21 protein-coding genes and 1 pseudogene are annotated in these 21,804 nt (G+C 73.5%); 11 read left to right on the top strand and 11 right to left on the bottom strand.

Going from position 1 to position 21,804, the window contains the following annotated elements:
• Window positions 1–13: 13 nt before the first annotated feature.
• Both BMW85_RS04460 and BMW85_RS04455 read right to left on the bottom strand, forming a co-directional pair.
• Window positions 14–2,275 (bottom strand): catalase, encoded by a 2,262-nt coding sequence (locus BMW85_RS04460; protein WP_091077271.1) that lies wholly within the window; start codon window positions 2,273–2,275, stop codon window positions 14–16.
• A 113-nt stretch (window positions 2,276–2,388) separates the two neighbouring features.
• On the bottom strand, window positions 2,389–3,273 hold the full coding sequence (locus tag BMW85_RS04455; protein ID WP_091077269.1) for a diacylglycerol/lipid kinase family protein: 885 nt from the start codon (window positions 3,271–3,273) through the stop codon (window positions 2,389–2,391).
• 114 nt (window positions 3,274–3,387) lie between these two features.
• Here BMW85_RS04455 and BMW85_RS04450 point away from each other — a divergent pair, with 114 nt between their 5' ends.
• Window positions 3,388–4,119 (top strand): phosphatase PAP2 family protein, encoded by a 732-nt coding sequence (locus tag BMW85_RS04450; protein WP_091077267.1) that lies wholly within the window; start codon window positions 3,388–3,390, stop codon window positions 4,117–4,119.
• Window positions 4,120–4,131: 12 nt separating this feature from the next.
• Here the strand turns inward: BMW85_RS04450 and BMW85_RS50770 are convergent, their stop codons facing one another.
• Window positions 4,132–4,305 carry a hypothetical protein gene (locus BMW85_RS50770; protein ID WP_245774619.1) on the bottom strand — a complete coding sequence of 58 codons (174 nt, stop codon included), beginning with the start codon at window positions 4,303–4,305 and terminating at the stop codon, window positions 4,132–4,134.
• A 49-nt stretch (window positions 4,306–4,354) separates the two neighbouring features.
• Here BMW85_RS50770 and BMW85_RS52465 point away from each other — a divergent pair, with 49 nt between their 5' ends.
• The 3 genes from BMW85_RS52465 (at window position 4,355) to BMW85_RS04430 (ending at window position 8,069) form a co-directional block, all read left to right on the top strand.
• On the top strand, window positions 4,355–4,795 hold the full coding sequence (locus BMW85_RS52465) for a phosphatase PAP2 family protein (protein WP_425434325.1): 441 nt from the start codon (window positions 4,355–4,357) through the stop codon (window positions 4,793–4,795).
• Window positions 4,796–6,273: 1,478 nt separating this feature from the next.
• Window positions 6,274–6,930 (top strand): response regulator transcription factor, encoded by a 657-nt coding sequence (locus BMW85_RS04435; protein ID WP_091077263.1) that lies wholly within the window; start codon window positions 6,274–6,276, stop codon window positions 6,928–6,930.
• Window positions 6,927–8,069 carry a sensor histidine kinase gene (locus BMW85_RS04430; RefSeq protein ID WP_091077260.1) on the top strand — a complete coding sequence of 381 codons (1,143 nt, stop codon included), beginning with the start codon at window positions 6,927–6,929 and terminating at the stop codon, window positions 8,067–8,069. Before BMW85_RS04435 ends, BMW85_RS04430 begins: the two co-directional genes overlap by 4 nt.
• Here BMW85_RS04430 and BMW85_RS04425 read toward each other — a convergent pair.
• A complete protein-coding gene (locus BMW85_RS04425; protein WP_177240486.1) occupies window positions 8,035–8,955 on the bottom strand; it encodes a DNA-3-methyladenine glycosylase family protein in 921 nt (306 codons plus the stop codon). The genes BMW85_RS04430 and BMW85_RS04425 overlap by 35 nt on opposite strands.
• A gap of 150 nt (window positions 8,956–9,105) precedes the next feature.
• Here BMW85_RS04425 and BMW85_RS04420 point away from each other — a divergent pair, with 150 nt between their 5' ends.
• The gene (locus tag BMW85_RS04420; protein ID WP_245774617.1) at window positions 9,106–10,002 is read left to right on the top strand and encodes a glycoside hydrolase family 32 protein; all 897 of its coding nucleotides are present in this window, start codon (window positions 9,106–9,108) and stop codon (window positions 10,000–10,002) included.
• Between the two features lies 1 nt (window position 10,003).
• Here BMW85_RS04420 and BMW85_RS04415 read toward each other — a convergent pair whose 3' ends face one another.
• Entirely contained in the window at window positions 10,004–10,957 is a 954-nt protein-coding gene (locus tag BMW85_RS04415; protein WP_091077255.1) for a sulfotransferase family protein, read from the bottom strand.
• A gap of 68 nt (window positions 10,958–11,025) precedes the next feature.
• On the opposite strand from BMW85_RS04415, the gene BMW85_RS04410 reads away from it, so the two are divergent.
• Genes BMW85_RS04410 through BMW85_RS04400 form a run of 3 tightly spaced genes read left to right on the top strand, consistent with a single transcriptional unit; the run spans window position 11,026 to window position 14,269 of the window.
• Window positions 11,026–12,372 carry a lanthionine synthetase LanC family protein gene (locus BMW85_RS04410; RefSeq protein ID WP_091077254.1) on the top strand — a complete coding sequence of 449 codons (1,347 nt, stop codon included), beginning with the start codon at window positions 11,026–11,028 and terminating at the stop codon, window positions 12,370–12,372.
• A gap of 58 nt (window positions 12,373–12,430) precedes the next feature.
• Window positions 12,431–12,733 (top strand): antitoxin, encoded by a 303-nt coding sequence (locus tag BMW85_RS04405; protein WP_091077251.1) that lies wholly within the window; start codon window positions 12,431–12,433, stop codon window positions 12,731–12,733.
• A gap of 45 nt (window positions 12,734–12,778) precedes the next feature.
• The gene (locus BMW85_RS04400; RefSeq protein ID WP_091077250.1) at window positions 12,779–14,269 is read left to right on the top strand and encodes a cobyric acid synthase; all 1,491 of its coding nucleotides are present in this window, start codon (window positions 12,779–12,781) and stop codon (window positions 14,267–14,269) included.
• On the opposite strand, the gene BMW85_RS04395 is transcribed toward BMW85_RS04400, so the two are convergent.
• Both BMW85_RS04395 and BMW85_RS04390 read right to left on the bottom strand, forming a co-directional pair.
• Window positions 14,211–15,236 (bottom strand): lysophospholipid acyltransferase family protein, encoded by a 1,026-nt coding sequence (locus BMW85_RS04395; protein WP_245774616.1) that lies wholly within the window; start codon window positions 15,234–15,236, stop codon window positions 14,211–14,213. The genes BMW85_RS04400 and BMW85_RS04395 overlap by 59 nt on opposite strands.
• Window positions 15,237–15,274: 38 nt before the next feature.
• Window positions 15,275–16,087, bottom strand: a complete 813-nt coding sequence (locus BMW85_RS04390; RefSeq protein WP_091077246.1) for a patatin-like phospholipase family protein — start codon at window positions 16,085–16,087, stop codon at window positions 15,275–15,277.
• Between the two features lie 109 nt (window positions 16,088–16,196).
• On the opposite strand from BMW85_RS04390, the gene BMW85_RS04385 reads away from it, so the two are divergent.
• The 3 genes from BMW85_RS04385 to BMW85_RS04375 are packed head-to-tail and all read left to right on the top strand — an operon-like array spanning window position 16,197 to window position 18,942.
• Window positions 16,197–17,090, top strand: a complete 894-nt coding sequence (locus tag BMW85_RS04385; RefSeq protein WP_091077243.1) for an ABC transporter ATP-binding protein — start codon at window positions 16,197–16,199, stop codon at window positions 17,088–17,090.
• A complete protein-coding gene (locus BMW85_RS04380; RefSeq protein ID WP_091077241.1) occupies window positions 17,087–17,890 on the top strand; it encodes a DUF2705 family protein in 804 nt (267 codons plus the stop codon). Before BMW85_RS04385 ends, BMW85_RS04380 begins: the two co-directional genes overlap by 4 nt.
• Window positions 17,890–18,942 (top strand): PucR family transcriptional regulator, encoded by a 1,053-nt coding sequence (locus tag BMW85_RS04375; protein ID WP_245774615.1) that lies wholly within the window; start codon window positions 17,890–17,892, stop codon window positions 18,940–18,942. Before BMW85_RS04380 ends, BMW85_RS04375 begins: the two co-directional genes overlap by 1 nt.
• 87 nt (window positions 18,943–19,029) lie before the next feature.
• Here the strand turns inward: BMW85_RS04375 and BMW85_RS48065 are convergent.
• The 4 genes and pseudogenes from BMW85_RS48065 to BMW85_RS04360 form a co-directional block, all read right to left on the bottom strand.
• Window positions 19,030–19,140 (bottom strand): annotated as a pseudogene (locus BMW85_RS48065) (IS5/IS1182 family transposase); the annotation flags it as partial.
• 27 nt (window positions 19,141–19,167) lie between these two features.
• On the bottom strand, window positions 19,168–20,154 hold the full coding sequence (locus BMW85_RS04370) for a quinone oxidoreductase family protein (protein ID WP_091077238.1): 987 nt from the start codon (window positions 20,152–20,154) through the stop codon (window positions 19,168–19,170).
• Between the two features lie 80 nt (window positions 20,155–20,234).
• Entirely contained in the window at window positions 20,235–21,110 is an 876-nt protein-coding gene (locus BMW85_RS04365) for a Vgb family protein (RefSeq protein ID WP_218155698.1), read from the bottom strand.
• Window positions 21,111–21,112: 2 nt separating this feature from the next.
• Window positions 21,113–21,804, bottom strand: a 692-nt coding sequence (locus tag BMW85_RS04360; RefSeq protein WP_245774614.1) for an ATP-binding cassette domain-containing protein, incomplete at its 5' end; no start/stop codon positions are given.

Below are 21,804 nucleotides of genomic sequence, written 5' to 3'. Positions count from 1 at the left end.
CCCCTCCGTACGGTCAGGCGGCCGGCGGGAACCGCTCCCACACCCGGTGCGCCGCCAGCAGCCCGATCGTCTCGCGCAGGACCTGCTCGCCGTCCTCGCCGACGACCACGCCGGGCGCCTGCTCGGGCACGCCCGCCTGGGTGAGCACCCGCGCGGCCGTCCCCCAGCCGCCGATCGCCTTGGCGTGCCGGTACACCTCCATGACCATGAGCACGACGCGCGGGTCCACGGACCCGTCCGGCAGGAGGTTGCCCGCCTTGGCGTCGCGCGCACCGAAGGCGTCCTTGCCCGGCGCGGGCGCGCCCGCCAGCAGCAGGGCGTCGAACTCGACCGAGCGCGCGGTCAGGAACGTCCGCTGCACCGGCATCGTCCCCAGCATGCCGCCCTTCGGCGCGACGATCAGCGGCACCATGCCGGCGGCCAGCACGGCCTCCCGCACCGCGCCGACCACGCCGAGGTCGCAGGAGTCGTCGGCGACGACGCCGATGATCCGCCCGGCGGTCGGCCACTCCCGGCCCACCTGCGACAGCGCGGGGCTCGGCGCCGGCTCGGCCAGCGGCTCGGACGGCTCGGGCGCGGGCAGCCCCAGCCCCTGGGCGACCTCACGGCACAGCACCGGGTCGATGTTGGCCAGCACCCTGAGCTGCCGCTCCTTCACCGCCTGCTCGTAGCACTTGCCCAGCTCGAAGGTGTAGGCGTCGATGATGTGCTCCTTCTCGACAGGAGACATGCTGCGCCAGAACAGCCGCGGCTGGCTGAAGTGGTCGGCGTACGAGGCGGGCGCCTCGCGCACCTTCCGCCCCGACACCTCCAGCGGCACCTCGACGTAGCCGCCCTGGGCCGCGCCCGCCTGGAAGGGGCAGCCGCCGTCCAGCGAGTTCGGCCGGTACGGCGCCACCCCCCGGTGCACCGCGTCCTGGTGGAAGCCGTCCCGCAGCATGTCGTTGACCGGGGCGTGCGGCCGGTTGATCGGGATCTGCGGGAAGTTCGGCCCGCCGAGCCGGGTGAGCTGCGTGTCCAGGTAGGAGAACAGCCGGGCGGCCAGCAGCGGGTCGTCGGTGACGTCGATGCCGGGCACCAGGTGGCCGGCGTGGAAGGCGACCTGCTCGGTCTCGGCGAAGAAGTTGGACGGGTTGCGGTTGAGCTCCAGCAGGCCGATCGGCTGGACCGGCGCCAGCTCCTCGGGCACGATCTTCGTCGGGTCGAGCAGGTCGATGCCCTCGAACATCTGCTCAGGGGTGTCGGGGAAGGTCTGGATGCCCAGCTCCCACTGCGGGTACGCGCCCGCCTCGATCGCGTCGGCGAGGTCGCGCCGGTGGTAGTCGGGGTCCACGCCGTTGATGAGCTGCGCCTCCTCCCACGTCAGGGAGTGCACGCCGAGCTTCGGCTTCCAGTGGAACTTCACCAGCGTCGTCGCGCCCTCGGCGTTGACCAGGCGGAAGGTGTGGACGCCGAAGCCCTCCATCATCCGGAAGGAGCGGGGGATGCCGCGGTCCGACATGTTCCACATCGTGTGGTGGGTGGCCTCGGTGTGCAGGGAGACGAAGTCCCAGAACGTGTCGTGGGCGCTCTGCGCCTGCGGGATCTCCCGGTCGGGGTGCGGCTTGCCCGCGTGGATGACGTCGGGGAACTTGATGCCGTCCTGGATGAAGAACACCGGGATGTTGTTGCCGACCAGGTCGTACACGCCTTCCGTGGTGTAGAACTTGGTCGCGAAGCCGCGCGTGTCGCGTACGGTGTCGGCCGAGCCGCGCGAGCCGAGCACGGTGGAGAACCGCACGAAGACCGGCGTCTCGACCCCTTCGGCGAGGAAGGCGGCCTTGGTGATGTTCGCGGCGGTGCCGTAGGAACGGAAGACGCCGTGGGCGGCCGAGCCACGGGCGTGCACCACCCGCTCCGGGATGCGCTCGTGGTCGAAGTGCATGATCTTCTCGCGCAGGTGGAAGTCCTGCAGCAGCACCGGGCCGCGCGGGCCGGCCTTGAGCGAGTGGTCGGTGTCGGGCAGCCGCACCCCCTGGGCGCTGGTCAGGAACGCGCCGCCCTGAGCCACCGCGTCCTGCGAGGCGCCCGTCGGCTGCCCGGTGGGGGAGAAGGTGTCCGGACCCGTCTGGTCGGGCTTCGGCGCCAGGGGCTCGCGCGGCTCGACCGGCTCCTCCAGCGAGGGCGGTTCGCTGTTGGGCACGCCGGGGATCTCGGCCTTCTCCGGGTGGCCGTGGTGGGCCACGGTGTCCACGACCTTCTCGACCGCGGACTTGATCGGGTTTGACTCGCTCATGGATAGCACTCCTCGGCAGGCGCCGTGACGTGGTGTCTTCCTGTCAGGCGTCGTTCGCTACCCAGGCCGGCCACGGCCATTCCGGAGAGCCGAGGTCAAGGCGGTGACACCGGTCACCCCGCGGGCGGCAGGCAGATCGTGAGCGCGCCGGGCGCGGCCTCGGCCTCGATCTCCGTGACGCTGTCCCGGTCGCCGCCGTCCAGCTCGTACGTCAGCGGCGACCCGAACTTCGCCGTCACCTTCCGCGCCCGCGTGATCCGTACGAACGGCGACTCGTCGGAGCGCCCGGCCGCCATCCTGCCGAGCACCCGGGCCCACTGCACCGGGCCCTTGGCGGTCGAGACGCCCACGTCCAGCCAGCCGTCGTCCGGCCGGGCGTCGTCGAACGCCTCGATGCCGCCCGCGATCGTGCTCACGTTGCCCAGCAGCAGGCAGCTCGCCATGCCGTCGAACCAGGTGGTGCCGTCGACGTCGATCGTCATCGGCACGAGCGGGCCGCCGACGCCCTGGACGGCCGCCTTGACGTAGCTGAGCCTGCCGAGCCGCCGCTTGGCCGCCCCGTCGGTCGCGGCGATCATCTCCGCGTCGAACCCGGCCCCGGCCATGACGGCGAAGTGCTCGCCGTTGACCACTCCCAGGTCCAGCCGCTCGCGCCGCCCGTGGAAGCCGATCCGCACGGCCTCCTCCAGATCGACGGGGATGCCGAGGTTGCCGGCGAACAGGTTCGCGGTGCCGGCGGGCAGGATGGCCATCGGCACCTTGGAGTCGGCGAGCGCGTCGGCGCAACGCTGCACCATGCCGTCGCCGCCCCAGACGAATACCAGGTCGGCGCCCTTCTTCAGCGCCTTGCGCACCTTCTTGGGCGCCTTCTTGCTCTTCGGCACCTCGTACCAGAGCAGGTCGCCGACGCCTTCCTCGGTGATGAGCACCCGGAGCCGGTCCAGGCCGGCGCCTAATGTCTTCTTGCGGTGGGCGATCACCGCCACGGTGGGGGACATGTGTGTGCGACTACCCGCGCCGCGGCTTCTCAGACAGAGCATTGATCGCGGCATTAATCGCGCGCCCGCTGGGTAGCCGTGGCGGACGCGCAACCGAGGGAAGGGCGGGAGAACGTGAGACTTCCACAGCTCAAAGATCCTGATCGCGGTCTCGGGCTGCGGCTGGCGCTGGCGAGTCTCGCCGTGGCGCTGATCATGATCCCGTTCACCCTTCTCCTCGTCGTGGCCAAGATGCCGCTGAACGGCCTGGACCACCAGGTCGCGGTGGATCTGCACGCGTACGCGCTCGCCCATCCCGGCATGACCCGGGTGCTGATCGTCTGGACGGACCTGTTCGGGCCGTGGCCGTGGCGGATCGCGGTCGGCCTGTACGCCGCCTGGCTGCTCTACCGGGGCGCGCCCCGCCTGGCCGCATGGGCGATCACCACGATGGTCGTGGGCGGGCTGCTCGGGCTCGCGCTGAAGATCGTCGTGGCCCGCGCCAGGCCGCACCTCCCCGACCCGGTCGCGCTCGCGCCGGGCGACTCGTTCCCGTCGGGCCACGCGGTCAACGTGACGCTCGGCGTGGGCGTGATCGTCCTGCTCCTGCTGCCGTCGCTGCCCCGGTGGGGGCGGCGGGCGGTGTGGGCGGCCGGCTGGCTCGTGGTGCTGTCGGTGGCGTACACGCGGGTGGCGCTCGGCGTGCACTGGGTGAGCGACGTGGTGGGCGGCATCGTGCTGGGCGTGGCGGTGATCGCGGCCACGGCGGCGGCGTTCGAGACGTGGCGGCGCGAGCAGGGACGCAGGCCGGCCTCGCCGGTGAGCGAAGGAGTGGAACCGGAATCGGTGAAGGTGACCCATGAGTGAGCACGTGAAGTACTACGCCGCGACGATCTTCTTACCGCTGGTGCTGCTGGCCGCCGTGACGTACGGGGCCGGCCGGGCGATCCTCGCCTGGCCGACCGGGGAGGCCGGACTGAGCCGGGCGCTGGCCGCCGACCGCACCTCCGAGTGGAACACCCTCACCGACTTCGGCAGCAGCCTGTCCGACACCCCCTACATCGTCGCGCTCACCGCGATCGCCGCGATCGCCTTCCGGCTGGTGTGGAAACGCTGGCTGGAGTCGGTCTTCCTGATCGTCGCGGTGTGGAGCCAGTCACTGGTCTTCCTCGCGACCACCGAGGTCGTCGGCCGGCACCGGCCGCCGGTGGAGCACCTCGACCCGGCCCCGCCCACCTCCAGCTTCCCGTCCGGGCACGTCAGCGCGGCGGTCGCGTTCTACTGCGGCCTCGCCCTGGTGCTCACCACGCACACCCGCAGCCGGGCGTTGCAGGTGGTGATCTGGGTGCTCGGCGTGGCCGCGCCGCTGAGCGTGGCGTTCTCCCGCCTGTACCGGGGGATGCACTTCCTCACCGACGTGAGCTGGGGCCTGCTGCTCGGCCTGGTCTGCGTGGTCGTGGCGGCGCGAGCCATCCTGTTCCGGCGCGTGGGCGCGGAGGGCCGGCCGGCGGTGGCCCTCAAGGCGCAGGCGCAGGCGTCCTGACGCCAGCGCGGCGGCCAGGCACGCGGGCGGGACGGCGGGCAGCACGTACCGGTGGTCGAAGTCCAGCGCGGCCACCGGCGCCACCAGCAGGAACATCGCGAACGCCCACGGCAGCAGCACGGCCCGCCGTTCCCGCCCCGCGGCCACGCCGAGCCCGCCCACGACGAGCAGCACGCCCAGCAGCGGGCCGTGCAGCGCCCACGGGTAGGGGTAGGCGGCCAGGACCGACGCGTACGGCTCCACGGACGACATCCCGCTGATGTCGGGGTCGTACTCGGCGCGGACCTTCCCGATGAGAGCGTGCTCCTCGGGCAGCGACCACGACCCGACGGGGAAGGTCGAGGCGGGTGTGACCCGTTTCGGATGGGCGACCGGCTCCCAGGTGAAGGCCAGGGAGGTGTCCTTGATCACCTCGCGCAGGTAGTCGAGGGGCTGGGCGGAGATCGCGGCCAGGGCGAACGACCTGGCCGCGTCGTTGTACGAGAAACGGTCGCCGGGCAGGCGGTTGAGCGCCGAGCCCGGCGCCCAGACGTACTCGGAGGCGGCGTCCACGACGGTGCCGTTCGGGCAGAGCGGGGCCAGCTCGGGCGGCGGCTCGATCACCGAGCAGTCGGCGAACGTCATCGTGCGCGCCCACAGCGCCACCCCGTCCGAGCCGCTCAGGCCGAACCTGCCGTGGTGCTGGGCGTACCAGCCGGCGTAGGCCAGCAGCGGCAGGCCGCCCGCGAGCGCCAGCGCGACGAGCCGCCGCCAGGGCGTGCGGCGCAGCAGCAGCCAGAGCGCGGCGAGGCCGAGCAGCGGCACGGCGGCGGTGCGGGTCAGCCCGGCCAGGGCGAGCAGCAGGCCCGCCACGGCCGCGGCCCGGACGGAGATCACCCCGGGCCGCCACATCAGGGCCAGCAGCGCGGCCATGACCAGGAAGATCACCTGGAGGTCGGACAGCACCGCGTGCTCCAGGCGGACGAACGGCGGGGCGAACAGGACCGGCAGGGTCGCCAGCGCCGCCCCCCAGCCGGGCAGCGAGCGCCGGCGCAGCAGGACGTACATCATCACCCCGATCCCCAGGCCCATCACGTGCTGGACCGCGACCACGAGCCGGACGCTGTGGAAGGGGAGCAGCGCCCACAGGAACCACGAGTACCCGGCGGGGTGGAAGGCGCCCTGCGGCCTCATGTGCACGGCGGTGTCGAGGTAGGTGAAGGAGTCGTACCAGTAGACCTGCGCCGTGTCGTAGCCGAGCATGACCAGCACACGCAGCGCGGCGGCGAGGGCGAGCACGCAGCAGAACAGCCGGTGCGTCCGGAGCAGTCGGGCGGTCACGGACGTCCTCCCGTACGTCGGGCCGGTCGGATCCGGCCGTAGGCAGGGCAGTCCAGCGGATGACCGATAACCTGATCGTCACGAGATGTGGTTATGCGGGCGTTATGTGGGTTCGGCGAGGATCTTCGCCGTTCGTGGATCTCGCAAGGGGGGCGCGCGTGCGGGTGCTTGTGGCTGAGGACGAGAAGATGCTCGCCGACTCGATCGCCGAGGGGCTGCGGGGCGAGGCGCTGGCGGTGGACGTCGCCTACGACGGGGAGGCGGCGCTGGAACGCCTCGCCGTGCACGACTACGACGTGCTCGTCCTCGACCGCGACCTGCCCCAGGTGCACGGCGACGAGGTGTGCAGGACCGTGGTGGAGAAGGAGTGGCTGGTCAGGGTGCTGATGCTGACCGCCGCCAGGGACGTGCGCGACCGCGTACGCGGGCTGTCGCTGGGGGCCGACGACTACCTGCCGAAGCCGTTCGCGTTCGAGGAGCTGGTGGCCCGCGTGCACGCGCTCGGCCGCCGCGCGCGGAGGGCCGACCCGCCGCTGCTGGAGCGGGCCGGGGTGCGGCTCGACTGGGCGCACCGGCAGGTGTTCCGCGACGGCGTGTACGTGCCGCTGGCGCGCAAGGAGTTCGGCGTGCTGGCCGAGCTGCTGCGCGCCCGGGGCGCGGTCGTCTCGGCCGAGGACCTGCTGGAGAAGGTGTGGGACGAGCACATCGACCCGTTCACCAACACCGTGCGCACCACGGTCATGAAGCTGCGCAAGAAGCTCGGCGAGCCCCAGGTCATCGAGACCGTGCCGGGATCGGGCTACCGCATCCCATGAGCGCCCGTCTCCGCTTCGCCGTGGCCGGCGCCGTGGTGTTCCTCGTGCTCGGCGCCCTCGTGCTCACCGGCGTGTGGCTCGTCGTGCGCTCCAACCTCGAATACCGCGCCGACCTGCTCATGCCCACCTGCACGCAGGAGGGATTCTGCAGGAACGACCCGCTGTACGAGGTGGCGCGCCGGCAGGCGATGCGGGTGCGCGCCGCCTACCAGCGCGACACGCTCAAGGCCGTGCGCGACGTCGGCGCGCTCGTCGTGGTGGCGGGGGCGGCCGGGGCGTTCGGGCTCGCCTGGCGGACCGCCGGCTGGGTGCTGCGGCCCCTGCGGCGGATGACCGAGACCGCCCGCCAGGTCGCCCAGAGCCACGACCTCACCGAGCGCATCGCCTACGAGGGTCCGCGCGAGGAGGTCAAGGAGCTGGCCGACACCTTCGACACCATGCTGGGCCGGCTGGCCCGCTCGTTCGACGCGCAGCGCAAGTTCGTCGCGAACGCCTCCCACGAACTGCGCACCCCGCTGACCATCAACAGGACGCTCGTGGACGTGGCCGTGCGCCGGCCCGACGCCACCGACGACGTCAAACGGCTCGGCGAGTCGCTGCTGCTGGTCAACGCCCGGCACGAACGCCTCATCGACGGCCTGCTGGCGCTGGCGGAGGGCGAGCAGGCGGTGCTGGACCGGCGGCCGTTCGACCTGACGGACGTGGCCGAGCACGTGCTCGACCAGGCCGCCGCCGAGGCCGCCGAGCGGGAGGTGACCATCCACCGGCTGCTCGACCCCGCGCCGACCACCGGCGAGGCGGTGCTGGTGGAGCGGCTGGTGCAGAACCTCCTGGAGAACGCGATCCGGCACAACCACCCGAAGGGCGAGGTCTGGGTCTCGACCCGGCGCAGGGCCGAGCGGGTCGAGCTGGTCGTGGCCAACACCGGGCTGCCCGTGCCGGCCTACGAGATCGAGACGATCTTCGAGCCGTTCCGGCGGCTGCACGGCGACCGGCTGCGCTCGGACAGGGGGAGCGGGCTCGGCCTGTCGATCGTCAAGGTCATCGCCGAGGCCCACGGCGGCACGGTCACGGGCTGGCCGCGCGAGGAGGGCGGCCTGACCATCACCGTCGAGCTGCCGGTGGACCCGGCCGCGTGAGCGCCTGGTCGTCGAGGGTGCCGTAGGCGGTGGCGCGGAACAGGAAGGACGCCCACGAGCGGTAGGGCCGCCACGCCGCGGCCAGCTCGCGATAGGCGGCCGGCGGGGCGTCCTCGGGCAGGCCGTACGCCTCCCGCAGGATCGCGAACAGCCGCGGCTCGTCGCCGGGGAAGGCGTCAGGCGCGCCCGCGCCGCGGATCAGGATGAGCCCGGCGGAGAACGGCCCCACCCCCGGCAGGGCCCGCAGCTCGGCCAGCGCCTCCTCGGGGGCGAGCGAGCGCAGGTGCTCGGTGGTCAGCACGCCGTCGAGCGCCGCCCGCGCCAGCCCGCGCACCCACTCCTCCTTCTGCGCGGGCAGCCCGAGCCCGCCCGCCTCCAGCAGCGACACCGGCGGCGGGAACGCCTGGAACGGCTGCCCGTCCACGACGACCTCGGCGCCGAAGCGCGCGGCGATGCGCTGCTTGACGCGCGAGGCGACGAGCATCGACGAGCGCTGCACGATGACCGCCCAGCACGCCGCCTCCCAAGGGCTCCAGAAGCACAGCGGGCGCAGGCCGGGACGACGCCGCTGCACGTCGCCGAGGACGGGATCGGCCTCGCCGGTCTTGGCGAAGCCCGTGCCGTCGACGTCGAGCGAGAGGATCCGCGCCACCTCGCCGCGGATCGACGGGCCCGCGGGCCGTGTGGTGGCCACCTCGACCCCGCCCGGCGCGGCCGTCACCCGCACCCCGATCGGCTTCCAGTCGTGCTCGGCGCAGTAGGCGAAGCGCAGGGCCCGCCCGTCGGAGGGCAGCGCGCTGGTGACCGGCCAGTCCTCGGCGAAGCGCAGGCAGCCGGCGAAGTCGAACGGGCCGTCGGCGGTGATCGTGAATCCGTGCGGGGTCATAACCGTAGAGTAGAAGCCGCCCCCGACAGACCCGGTTCGCTCCACCGGAACGCTCTCGATTCCCGGTAAAGTCCATAGGCAATGAGGAAAACCCTAAAGAAGGGGCAAGCGGCGATGTCCGGCACCCAGTCCAGCCCTACGCTCGGTCCCATGCCGATCGACGAGAACGCCCTTCTGCCCGACCCCGCCCGCGCCCGCGTGGCGATCGGGCCGCCGTCGCCGGGGGAGGGCCACTGGGCGGGCGCGCCCAGCGCCGTCGCCGCCGGCGGGCTCATTCACCTGGCCTACCGGCTGCGCCGCCCCGTCGGGCAGGGCCGGGGCTACGCGGTGGCGATCGCCCGCTCCGTGGACGGCGAGCGCTTCGAGACGCTCGCCACGATCACGCGGGAGGAGATGGACGCCGAGTCGCTGGAGCGGCCCTCCCTCGTCCACCTGCCCGACGGGCGCTGGCGGCTCTACCTGAGCTGCGCCACCACCGGCACCAAGCACTGGCGGGTGGAGGTGCTGGAGGCCGACGAGCCCGGCGCGTTCGACCCGCGCACCCGCGTGACGGTCCTGCCCGGCGACCCGAAGACCGGGGTGAAGGACACAGTCGTCGTCCGGCGGGACGGCGGGTGGCACCTGTGGGCGTCGTGCCACCCGCTCGCCGACCCCGACGAGGCCGACCAGATGGTCACCGACTACGCCACCAGCGCCGACGGCCTGGAGTGGACCTGGCAGGGCACGGCGCTGACCGGCCGGCCGGGGATGTGGGACGCGCGCGGCGTCCGCGTGAGCGCGGTGCGCTTCGACGGCGACCGGGTGGTGGCCTTCTACGACGGCCGGGCCGGCGCGGAGGAGAACTACGAGGAGCGCACCGGCATCGCCGTCGGGGCCGACCCGGCCGCGCTGATCGCCGTGGGCGAGCGGCCCGCCGCGCGCTCGCCGTACGGCGGGGGCGGCCTGCGCTACCTGGAGCTCGTGGACCTGCCCGGCGGCGGCACCCGCCTCTACTACGAGTACACCCGGGAGGACGGTGCCCACGAGCTGCGCACCGAGCTGCGGTGACTCACCCCTGGCCGCGGCGGCCGTTGCGCGACTGGCGCTGCCCCGGCGGCCGGACGCCGACCAGGCCGCCGGAGCGTGCCCTCGGCCGCAGCCAGTCGCCGAAGTCCTCGCCGGTAACCCGCTGGAGCAGCGCGATGTCCTCGGCGAAGTACGGGATGAGCCGCTGCCGCCGCTCCCACGACAGCGGGCGGCGGGCCTCGCCCCGGTGCTGGAGCAGACCCTCGATCGGCCGGGCCAGGGCGGGCAGGCGGCGGGCCAGCGTGGACAGCACGGCGTGCCGGGCGCCGGGGGCGGGGTGCGCGGTGACGTTGCGCCGGGGCACCTCGGTGAGCAGCCCCTGCCGCACCCCGAGGAAGGCGCAGATGCGGTCGAGGGTCTCGGCCGGGCGGTCCACGACGTCCCGGTAGCGGAAGACGAGCACCTGCTCGCGCGGGAACAGCTCGTACAGGTCGGCCAGTTGCTCGCCGTAGCGGCCGAGGCCGACGTAGTGCCAGAAGTGCGACCAGCCGGCGGCGACGCGCTCCGGCTCGGCCTCGCAGGCGCGTACGAGGTCGTCGATCGGCTCCAGCCCGGCCGACCAGAGGTGCGTCCAGTTGGAATGGGCGCGCTCGACCGGGTCCCGCAGCGTCACGATGATCCGTACGTCCGGGACGAGGGTTCGGATCCGCCGTCGCGCTCCGGCGTCGTAGAGGTAGAACGGGGTGGACTCGCCGGTCAGCGTGCCCGGAGGGGCGTCGGCGAACAGCGCCTCGTAGTCCTCACGCCGCCAGACGTGCTCCCGGTAGGTCTCCACGTCGCCGGGGCCGCCGCGCTCGGGCGGCGGACCGTCGGTGAGGAAGAACTTCGGTTCCTTGATCCTGGACAGGTAGAGTTCGGGATGCCGCCGCAGCGCTGTGTGCAGGGCGGTCGTGCCGGCTTTGGGCACGCCCGCGATCAGGAAATCGGGCAGGGCCACCGTCTTCCCTCCAGGCGACTCGACCAGTGCCCTGATTTTCCTACCAGAAGTGTGGGATAATCAAACGTATGGGTTTGGACAAGACCCGCTCGCCGAGCGAGCGTGCCGAGACGCCCTTGACCGCCGCCATCCTGGCGGGCCGGTGGATCCGCACCGCCGCCCGCGACGACGCCGCCGGTCGCACCTGGGCCGCCAACCCGGACGCCCGCGGGCGCTCCGCGCTGGCCGCCCCCGATCCTGCCTCCCTCTACGCGGGGGCGGCCGGCATCGTCCTGTTCTTCCTGGAGCTCGCCGCGGCCACCGGGCACGAGGCCTACCTGGAGGACGCCGCGGCCGGGGCGCGCCGGCTCGCGGCCACCTGGCGCGAGCAACAGGACCTCACCCTCTACCACGGGCTCACCGGCACCGTCGTCGCGCTCGCCGAGGCCGGCTGGGCGCTCGGCGACGAGCGGCTGGAGTCGGCGGCGCGGGCCGCGGCCGAGCACGTCGTACGGTCCGCCCGGCCGCTCCCCGGCGGCCCCGGCTGGACCGGCGACCCCGCCCAGCGCGGCGACGGCGGCATCGTGCTCGGGCTGCTGCGCGCCGCCACCGCACTCGGCGTGCCGCGCCACGAGGAGATCGCGGTCGAGGCGGGGGAGCGGATCGCCGGGCTCGCCGTCCCCGGCCACCGCTTCGGCGACTGCCCCGACCTGCCCACGGACGCCGTCACCCCCGGCTTCCTGGCCGGCACCGCGGGGACCGCGTTCCTCCTCGCCCGCCTGTACGGCGTCACCGGCGAGACGCGCTTCCTTGGGGCGGCCGACCGGGGGGCGGGCTTCGTCCGCGAGGTCAGCGTCCTCTCCGAGCGGTGCGCGCTGGTCCCCCACCACGTGCCGCAGGGGCGCGGCCTGCACTACCTCGGGTTCTGCTCCGGCTCGGCGGGCGTGGCCAGGATGTTCCAGGAGCTCCACCGGGTCACCGGCGAGCGGGGCCACCTCGAATGGGTGGAGCGGCTGGCCGGCGGCATCGTCCGCAGCGGCGTGCCGGAGCGGCGCACCCCCGGCTTCTGGAACACGGCCTGCCAGTGCTGCGGCTCGGCCGGGCTGCTGGAGCTGTTCACCGGCCTCTGGGCGGAGACCGGCGACCAGGCCCACCTCGGCTACGCCCGCCGGCTCGCCCGCCACCTCATCGGCGCGACCACCGACCACGACGACCGCGGGTTCCGCTGGTACCAGGCCTACCGGCGGTTACGGCCGGGCGAGGTGAGCGCGGACACCGGCTACATGGTGGGCGCGGCCGGCATCGGCGCGGCGCTGCTCCACCTCGACGCCGCCCTGCGGCCCCGGCAGGCCCGCCGCGTCATCCTCCTGCCCGACAACCCGTTCCCCTCGATCCCCGTGCCGGCGGCGCACCTGACCGACCCCGGCCCGGCCTGAACGTGACTGCCCGGCCCCGCGGGGTAGGGGGCCCGGGTAATCGACACGAGGGGGCGTCATGAGCCGCATCGCGGAATGGCTGAAGAAGGCCGAGAACCTGGCCCGCGGGCACTCCAAGCAGGCCGACCAGATGCTCGACAAGGCCGAGCGGTACGCCAAGGAACGCACCGGCCACAAGTACGACGAGCACATCGAGAAGGGCGCGGACGCCGTACAGCGCCGCTACGGCGGCGGCACGAGCGGCACCACGAGCGCCGGCGGGACCACCGAGGGCACCGGCCCGACGCCGGCCGAGCGCGAGCAGATGTCCGCCCAGCACGACCCCACCGGCGAGCCCTACCGGCGCGGCCCCCAGGGCTGACGCACACGATCATCGGCGCCACCGGGGGTCCGGTACGGTGATCGCATGGTCACCGGAGGGCTGCTCGTCGCGGGCACCACGTCCGACGCGGGCAAGAGCGTCGTCACCGCGGGCATCTGCCGCTGGCTCGCTCGCCAGGGCGTGCGCGTGGCGCCGTTCAAGGCGCAGAACATGTCGCTCAACTCCTACGTGACCCCTGGTGGCGCCGAGATCGGCCGGGCCCAGGCGGCGCAGGCGCAGGCCGCCGGCCTGGAGCCGGTCGCCGACATGAACCCGATCCTGCTCAAACCGGGCGGCGAGCGCCGCAGCCAGGTCGTCCTCATGGGCCGGCCGGTCGCCGACGTGGACGCCATGGAGTACGGCGACCTCAAGGACCTGCTCCGCACCACCGCACTGGAGTCCCTGGCCCGGTTAAGGGCCCAGTACGACGTGGTGGTGTGCGAGGGGGCCGGCAGCCCCGCCGAGATCAACCTGCGCCGCACCGACCTCGCCAACATGGGCCTGGCCAGGGCCGCCGGCCTGCCGGTCGTCGTGGTCGGCGACATCGACAGGGGAGGCGTGTTCGCCGCGTTCCACGGCACCGTCGCCCTGCTGGAGCCCGCCGACCAGGCGCTCGTCGCCGGGTTCGTGATCAACAAGTTCCGGGGCGCGAGAGAGCTGCTGGAGCCCGGCCTCGACATGCTGCGCGAGCTGACCGGCCGGCACGTCTACGGCGTGCTGCCCTGGCTCGACGGCCTCTGGCTGGACGTCGAGGACTCCCTGGCGCTCGACGCCCGCCACGTCGCAGCCCGCCCGCCGCACGGCCGGCAGACCCTGCGTGTCGCGGTCGTCCGGCTGCCGCGCATCTCCAACTTCACCGACCTCGACGCGCTGGCCGCCGAACCGGGCGTCGTCGTCCGCTTTGTCACCGACCCCGCCGAGCTGGACGACGCCGACCTCGTCGTGCTGCCCGGCTCGCGGGCCACGGTCGACGACCTGCGCTGGCTGCGCCGCACCGGACTCGCCGCGGCGTTGACCGAGCGGAAGGGGCCGGTGCTCGGCGTGTGCGGCGGGTTCCAGATGCTCGGGCGCGAGATCGTTGACGACGTCGAGTCGGGCGCGGGCCGGGTGGACGGGCTCGGGCTGCTGCCGGCCCGCGTCGAGTTCGCCCCGGACAAGCGCCTCGGCCGGCCCGAGGGCAGCGCGTACGGGCAGCCGGTGCGCGCGTACGAGATCCACCACGGGCGGGTCACCGTGGAGGGCGGGGAGCCGTTCCTCGACGGCTGCCGGGCCGGCGACGTGTGGGGCACCACCTGGCACGGCGCGCTGGAGAACGACGGCTTCCGCCGCGCGTTCCTCGCCGACGTGGCCGCGCGGGCGGGGCGCGACTTCGTCCCGGCGCCCGGCACCGACTTCGCCGCGCTCAGGGAGGCCAGGCTGGACGCGCTCGGCGACCTCGTCGAACGCCACCTCGACACCGGCGCGCTGCTCCGGCTGATCAACGACGGCCCGCCGGAGGTGCCGTTCCTTCCACCGGGAGCTCCCGCCGCTCGCTGATCCAGGCGTCGACGCGCTCCCAGTTGTCGTACAGCCAGCGCACGCCCTCCTCGCGCCCGCGCGGCACCTCGGCGGCCGGGACCCGCCACCACGTCGCGGAGATGCGCGCGGTGTAGGGCAGCCTGCGCCACACGTCCCCCAGCGTGACCAGGTCGTCGAGGCCCGTGTGCGCCACGAACACCACGTCGGCCCCCGGGCAGGCGGCGATCGCGGCGAGCGCGCCGTTCGGCCGGGGCGGCAGCACGTGCTCCATGCGGCGGGCCCGCGCGGCCTCCTCCGCCAGGCCCTTCGCCGCCAGACGGCGGATCGCCACCTGACGGCGGCGCGGGCTGAAGTTCGCGCCCTCCGGGAAGATCACCAGGGCGTCCCGGTCGCCCATCGTGGCGGCCAGGCGGCGGATCTCCTGGACGATGCGGCGGCGGCCCGAGCGGCGGGGGACGAACGCGTTCGGCAGCCGGTTGACCACCACGTCGAGCGTGGGATCGTACTGGAGTGCGGCCTTCATCACGATCCTCGGCCGCCGCCCGTGGGCGATGAGCAGGCGGTGGATCAGCAGGAACGAGTCACCGGGGCCGGCGTGCCTGGACAGCACGATCAGCGGCCGGGGCGGCGCGTCGTCCGCGCAGGGCGGACCCTCGACGTCCACGGTCAGGCGGAAGATCCGCACGGCGGCGCCGTACACGCGCGACAGGAACCACCCGACCAGCGCGTAGTGCCGCTCCTGGCGGCGGGCCCCGCCCGCCACCCACAACCACAGGCAGGCGATCAGCACCAGCGACTCCAGCGTCAGCCAGGCGACCCCGAACCACACGAACCGCGGCGCCCGCCGCTGCGGCGGCGGCAGCCCCAGCGAGGCGACGGCCGCGACGACGAGCCACAGCGGCAGCGTGACCAGCATGGCCACCGTCACCAGGACGATCAGCGGCGCCAGCACGACCCGGCGCAGGATACGTGGGGGGAGCAACACGGCCTCCCTGGACGTAGGTTGTCCTACCTCCCCTGCCCTCAACTGCCATGGTCGCTCAAATACCGCGCGGACGCGCGGTACGCCCGCTCGATGCAGGCAGACACCTGCCCGCCGTCCCGGTAGCGGAGCGGCGACATCGCCTCGGTCGCCCCGGCGGGCAGCACGTGCACCTCCACGCCCGGCGGCAGGCTCGCCATGTCCTCGGCGAAACGGTGCCGGCGGGCGATCTCGAACGCCACCATGCCCACCTCCCAGAACCGCCGCGGCGCCGTCAGCGGCCGCTCGATCCTGCCGACGTGCAGCACGTACACGCGTTTGGCCCCGAGCCGCACCGCCCGGCCCACCGGGATGCTGTGGACCAGCCCGCCGTCGTAGAAATGCTCCCCGCCGATCACCACCGGCGGCAGCAGACCCGGCACCGCGCACGACGCCAGCACCGCGGGCACCAGCGGCCCGCCCGTGAACCAGTGCGCCGCCGCCCGCTCCACCGACGCCGCCACGCACTGGAACGGCACCGCCAGGTCCTCGATCCGCCCCACCTGGACGGTCTCGGCGAGCACGTCGCGCAGCGGCCCGATCGGATGCAGGTGGGTGCCGGTCCTCGCCAGCGTCGACAGCCGGGCCACCCACGAGCCGGCGAACGCCGTACGGACGATGTCGGAGCTCCACAACCCGGTCAGCCGCTCCACCGCCTCGCCCGGGCCGGCGGCGATGACGGCCCCGTTCAGCGCGCCCACGGACGTGCCCACCACCAGATCGGGACGGATGCCCGCCGCGTCCAGCGCCTGCAGCATGCCCACCTCGTGCGCGCCGAGCACCCCACCGCCACCGAGCACGAACGCCGTCTCCACGTCCCTCACCCTTTCCCGCTGCCCTTGCCGTGCTCCGGAAACGAACGGCCCGCGAACCTGCCGGATCCGCCCGCTGACGCCCTACCCACAGCGGCGGGACGATGCCGCCATGACAGCAGTGGTGCAGGCCGAAGGGCTGACCAAGTACTACGGCAGCCGCCGGGGACTCGCGGACCTCACGATGGAGATCCAGCCGGGCGAGGTCTTCGGCTACCTCGGACCCAACGGCGCCGGCAAGACCACCACCATCAGGCTCCTGCTCGACGTGATCCGGCCGACCAGCGGCCTCGTACGCGTCCTCGGCGGCTCCCCCCGCGAGCCCGCCGTCCGCGCCCGCATCGGCTACCTGCCGGGCGACCTCGTCCTGGAGAGCCGCGACCGCGCGCTCGACTACCTGCGCTTCCTCGGCCGGGTACGCGGCGGCGTCCCCAGCTCGCGCATCGAGTCCCTCGCCGACCGCTTCGACGCCGACCTGTCGGTGCCCATGCGCAAGCTCTCCAAGGGCAACCGGCAGAAGATCGGGCTCATCCAGGCGTTCATGCACGAACCCGAGTTCGTCATCCTCGACGAGCCGACCATGGGGCTCGACCCGCTCGTGCAGCACGAGTTCCTGGCGCTGGTGCGCGAGGTGCGCGCCTCCGGGCGTACCGTCCTCATGTCCTCGCACGTCCTCGCCGAGGTGGAGAGCGTCTCCGACCGGGTCGGCATCGTACGCGGCGGGCGGCTCGTCGCCGTCGAGAACGTCGCCGCGCTGCGCGAGAAGGCGGTGCGCCGGGTCGAGCTGCACTTCGCGGCGCCCGTGCCGCGCGCCGACTTCGAGGGGCTGCCCGGCGTACGCGACCTGCGCGTGGAGGGCGCCGCCCTCGCCTGCACCATCGACGGCCGACCGGACGCGCTGATCAAGGCCGCCGCCCGCCACACCGTGGTCCACCTGGTGAGCGCCGAACCCGACCTCGAAGAGATCTTCCTGACCTACTACAGCGACGAGGAGCCTCCCCGATGAACGGCCCGCTGATCAGCAAGAGCCTGCGTGACCACCGCGGCGTGACGTTCTGGTGGACCGTCGGCATCAGCGCCTTCATGGCGCTCTACCTCGCGGTCTACGGAAGCATCAAGGAGAGCCCGGAGGTGTACGGGCCGGCGATGATCGCCAAGTTCCCCGGCCCGCTGCGCGACCTCATGGGCGGCCTCGCGGACATGACCAGCGGCGCCGGCTACCTCCAGACCGCCGTCTACCAGCTCTTCGTCCCCATGCTGTTCATCGCGTGCGCCACGCTGCTCGCCAACCGTTCGCTCGCCGGGCCCGAGGAGAACGGAACCCTGGAGCTCGTACTCACCCTGCCCGTGGACCGCAGGCGGCTCGTCCTCGCCAGGCTCGCCGCGCTGGCGCTCGGCCTGCTCGCGGTCGCCGCCGTGACGCTGCTGGTCGCGTGGGGGATGAGCGTCGTGGTGGACAACGGGGTGGCGTTCGGCCACATCCTCGCCGGGCACCTCGGCGTGCTGCTGCTCGGCCTCTTCCACGGCACCGTGGCCCTCGCCGTGGGCGCGGCCACCGGGCGGCGGCTCGTCGCCTCGGCCGTGGTCGGGGTGTGGGTCGTGGCCGGCTACATGGTCGTCACCGTCGGGCGCTCCTGGGACGCGATCTCCTGGCTCAAGTGGGTCTCGCCGTTCCACTACTACGCCGAAGGGCGGCCCCTCTATGAGGGGGTGCCGGTGGGGGACTACCTTGTGCTGGCGGGGGCGACGGTCGTGCTCGCGCTCACCGCGGTGCTCGCCTTCGACCGGCGCGACGTAGGAGTGTGATGACCCCGCCACCCCTGCCCGCCTCCGGCACGGGGGCATCCGAGGCGCAGGGCGGGTTGCTCGGCGCGTACCGGCGGTGCCTGGCCGAGGCGGCGGGGACGGGCCGGGCGCCCGACCGGCAGGCCCTTGACTCCTGCCGCGCCGCCGGCGTACGAGCCGCCGAACTGGGCGTGCCGCTGCGCTCGCTCGTGGACGACGCCCTGGCCGCCGCCGACGGCCTCCCACCAGTCCTCCCCGCGCTCCGCCGAGCCGTCTCCGCCCTCATGGAGGGGTACGAACAGGCCCAGCTCGCCGCGATCCGGGACGAGCAGGAGGCCCGCAGGGAGTTCGTGGACGACCTGCTCCAGGGCCGGGCCGAACGCCTGGCCGAACGCGCCGAGCACTTCGGCCTGCGCCTCGCCGAGTCGTACGTCGTCGCCGTGGCCGGCAACCTCCCGCCCACGGACCTCACCCCGCACAGGAACGCCGTCGAACGCGCCCTCGTCACCCGCTTCGGCTCGCACAACGTCCTGGTCGCCGTCCGCGACGACCTCCTGGTGTGCGTGGCCCCCGCCACTCTGCCGGCCGCCGTCGGCGAGTTCACGCACCACGTACGCGCCCGCTTCGCCACCGGCTGGCGCGTCGGCCTGGGCCGGGCGCACCGCGGCCCGGGCGGCGTCGTCACCTCCTACCGCGAGGCCGCCCAGGCCCTGGAGCTCGCCGACGCCCTGTCACTCAAGATCGACGTCGTACGGGCCGCCGACCTGCTGGTCTTCCCCGTCCTCCTCCGCGACCGCAGCGCCATCGAAGACCTGGTGACCAGCGTCCTCAGCCCACTGCTGGAGGCACGCGGCGGCCACGAGCCGCTGCTGGAGACCCTGGAGGCCATCTTCGCCTCACACGGCAACCAGACGGCCGCCGCCCGGAAGCTGCGGCTGAGCCCGCGCGCGGTGACGTACCGCCTGGAGCGCATCCGCCGCCTGACCGGCTTCTCCCCGGACGACCCGACGCAGCGCTTCACCCTGGAGACCGCCGTCCTGGGCGCCCGCCTCCTCGGCTGGCCGAACGGCTGACCAAGTCCTACGGCAGCCGCCGGGTATGGACGCCGGCCGCGGTGCTAGGCATGTGCTCGACGCCGGACGATCCATACCCCATGGGTCACGTTCCCCGCAGGCGCGGATGCGAGCGTGGGCGCGGTCGACCGAGCGCTGATGGCGCGACAGCGGCGACCGCAGCCGATGGCCTTTGAACAGTGTGCGGATTACTCGTCCACCGTCAGCGGCGCCGGACGACTCTCCTCAGTGGTCGGTATGGTCGCCGGCCGAGCCGGCCGAGCCGACTGGGATGAGGAGCAGTTTGCCGGTCGTACGTCGGCCGGCCAGGTCCTCGTGAGCCTTGCGCGCGTCCGCCAGCGGGTAGCGGCGCGAGATGTTGATCCGCAGTTCGCCCGCCGCGATCCAGCCGAACAGGTCGGACGCCCGCTGCAGCAGCTCCGCCCGATCGGCGATGTAGTGCACGAGTGTCGGCCTGGTCAGGAAGAGCGAGCCCTTCTTGTTGAGGGTCTGCGGGTCGAGGGGCGGGACCGGGCCGCTCGCGGCGCCGTACAGGGCCATGAGGCCGCGTGGGCGCAGGGCGTCCAGGCTGCCGTCGAACGTGGCCTTGCCGACGCCGTCGTACACGACGTCGATCGTGCCGCGCAGTGCCTCGGCGAAGTCGTCGTAGCGCAGCACTTCGTCGGCCCCGGCCTCGCGGGCCAGCTTCTCCTTCTCGTCGGTGGACACCGTGGCGTACACCTTGGCGCCGCGCAGCTTGGCGAGCTGGATCAGCAGCTGGCCCATGCCGCCCGCGCCCGCGTGTACGAGGACGCGGTCGCCCTCCTTCACCTCGTGCGTGGAGTGGGTCAGGTAGTGGGCGGTCATGCCCTGCAGCATCGTCGCGGCGGCCAGCTCGGCCGACACGCCGTCCGGCACCGGCACCAGCCGGGCGGCCGGTACGACGGCCTTCTCGGCGTAGCTGCCGAGCACGTTGGCCCAGGCCACGGTGTCGCCGACGGCCACGTCCCGCACCCCGGCCCCGACCGCCGCGACCGTGCCCGCCCCCTCGGAGCCGATGGTGATCGGCAGGTCGAGCGGGTAGGCGCCGGAGCGGTGGTAGATGTCGATGAAGTTGACGCCGCTGGCGGCGACGTCGACAACGACCTCGCCGTCACCGGGCGTGGGGTCGGGACGCTCGACGTATTCGAGGACTTCTGGACCGCCCTGGGCGGAGACGAAGATGGCATGCATGCCCCTAGTCAACTCCGCCCGGAAGCCCGGCCGCCACCCGGACCCCCGCCCACGCCGTCACCGCAGGGGCGATCGGGTGGTCAGGGCAGGGTGAGGCGGGCCAGGGCGCCGGCTTCGAGGGCGATCCAGATCGCTCCGTCAGGTCCCACCGTCAGGCCGTGTGGCTCTGCCTTCCATGGTTCGCCGCCCCCATGACCGGCCGGCCGCTCCGGGAGGGGGAACTCCTGGATGGTGCCGTCGGGGGTGATGCGGCCGACGCGGTCGGTGCCCCAGAGGGTGAACCACAGGGCGCCGTCGGGGCCCGCGACGATCGCGTGCGGGCGGGAGGCGGGGTCGGCGAGCGGGTACTCGTCGATCTTGCCGGTCGGGTCGATGCGGCCGATCTGCCCGGCGCCGATCTCCACGAACCACAGCGCCGCGTCGGGGCCGAGCGTGATGCCGACCGGGGCGGCGCCCTCCGTGGGCAGCGGGTGGAGGGTCACCTCGCCGGTCAGCGAGACGCGGCCGATCGCGTTGCCCTGGTTGAGGGTGAACCACAGGGCCTCATCGGGGCCGGGGGTGATGAAGGCGGGCATGCCGCCGGGCGACGGGACCTCGAAGTCGGCGCGGTCGCCGCCCGGAGTGATGCGGCCGATGCGGCCCGGCTGCATCTGGGTGAACCACATCGCGCCGTCGGGGCCCGCCGTGATGCCGAACGGGGAGTCGGCGGCGTAGGCGGTCACCTCGCCGTCGGCGGTGATCCTGGACACCCGGCCGCCCTGGCCCTCGGTGAACCACATCGCGCCGTCCGGGCCGGGCGTGATCACGGTGGGCCCGCCGTCGGCCGGGTCGAGCTGGTGGATCACCGGGGCGTGGCCAGGGCGCAGGCGTCCGACGCGGCCCTGGTGGACGAGGGTGAACCAGAGCTCGCCGTCGGGGCCGGTCGTGATGCCGTACGGTGCGCCGGCGTCGATCATGGTCAACATACGCGTCCCCCCATGAGGTGCAGGTGTTCGCCGCGGAAGCGCCGGGTCAGCGCGCGGTCGTGCGACACCACGACGAGCGTGCCGCGGTAGTGGTCGAGTGCCTGCTCCAGCTCCTCGGCCAGGAGTGGCGAGAGGTGGTTGGTGGGCTCGTCGAGCAGGAGCAGGTCGTGCTCGGAGGCCAGCAGGCAGGCGAGGGCGAGGCGGCGCCGCTGGCCGACCGACAGCTCGCCGACCTTCTGCCGGAGTGTGTGCGGGGCGAACAGGCCGGTGCCTAGGAGTGCGGCCTCGCGTTCGTCCGGGTAGCCGTCCCGGCCGTAGGCGGCGAGGACGGTGAGGCCGGGGTCGAACGTCACCTCCTGCTGGAGGTGGCCGACTCTGACCGAGGCGCGGGCGGCGTGCTCGGCGAGCGCTTGCAGGAGCGTGGACTTGCCGGCGCCGTTGGGGCCGCGTACGAGCAGGCGCTCGCCCGGGGCGAGGGCCAGATGCGGGATCTGCAGGCGGCCGTCGCCGACCCGGACGTCGCGGAGCTCGACCAGCACCGCCCGCCCCGGCATGCCGGTGGTCCCGGCGGCGATGGTCCCGGCGGCGATGGTCCCGGTGGCGATGGTCCCGGTGGCGGTCCCGCTCCCCGCGGAGGTCCCGCCGTGGGTTCCGGGGGTGGGGGGCGGGGTGAAGGGGGAGTGGA

The sequence above is a fragment of the Nonomuraea wenchangensis genome, from assembly GCF_900111685.1.
Lineage (GTDB): Bacteria > Actinomycetota > Actinomycetes > Streptosporangiales > Streptosporangiaceae > Nonomuraea > Nonomuraea wenchangensis.
This window is presented reverse-complemented; position numbering and strand designations above follow the sequence as displayed.

What these genes read in the sequence shown, in the direction of transcription:
- BMW85_RS04460 (WP_091077271.1), bottom strand. Translation starts at nt 2,275, where the DNA reads ATGAGCGAGTCAAACCCGATCAAGTCCGCGGTCGAGAAGGTCGTGGAC.
- BMW85_RS04455 (WP_091077269.1), bottom strand. Translation starts at nt 3,273, where the DNA reads ATGTCCCCCACCGTGGCGGTGATCGCCCACCGCAAGAAGACATTAGGC.
- BMW85_RS04430 (WP_091077260.1), top strand. Translation starts at nt 6,927, where the DNA reads ATGAGCGCCCGTCTCCGCTTCGCCGTGGCCGGCGCCGTGGTGTTCCTC.
- BMW85_RS04425 (WP_177240486.1), bottom strand. Translation starts at nt 8,955, where the DNA reads ATGACCCCGCACGGATTCACGATCACCGCCGACGGCCCGTTCGACTTC.
- BMW85_RS04420 (WP_245774617.1), top strand. Translation starts at nt 9,106, where the DNA reads ATGCCGATCGACGAGAACGCCCTTCTGCCCGACCCCGCCCGCGCCCGC.
- BMW85_RS04410 (WP_091077254.1), top strand. Translation starts at nt 11,026, where the DNA reads ATGGGTTTGGACAAGACCCGCTCGCCGAGCGAGCGTGCCGAGACGCCC.
- BMW85_RS04405 (WP_091077251.1), top strand. Translation starts at nt 12,431, where the DNA reads ATGAGCCGCATCGCGGAATGGCTGAAGAAGGCCGAGAACCTGGCCCGC.
- BMW85_RS04400 (WP_091077250.1), top strand. Translation starts at nt 12,779, where the DNA reads ATGGTCACCGGAGGGCTGCTCGTCGCGGGCACCACGTCCGACGCGGGC.
- BMW85_RS04385 (WP_091077243.1), top strand. Translation starts at nt 16,197, where the DNA reads ATGACAGCAGTGGTGCAGGCCGAAGGGCTGACCAAGTACTACGGCAGC.
- BMW85_RS04380 (WP_091077241.1), top strand. Translation starts at nt 17,087, where the DNA reads ATGAACGGCCCGCTGATCAGCAAGAGCCTGCGTGACCACCGCGGCGTG.
- BMW85_RS04375 (WP_245774615.1), top strand. Translation starts at nt 17,890, where the DNA reads ATGACCCCGCCACCCCTGCCCGCCTCCGGCACGGGGGCATCCGAGGCG.
- BMW85_RS04370 (WP_091077238.1), bottom strand. Translation starts at nt 20,154, where the DNA reads ATGCATGCCATCTTCGTCTCCGCCCAGGGCGGTCCAGAAGTCCTCGAA.
- BMW85_RS04365 (WP_218155698.1), bottom strand. Translation starts at nt 21,110, where the DNA reads ATGATCGACGCCGGCGCACCGTACGGCATCACGACCGGCCCCGACGGC.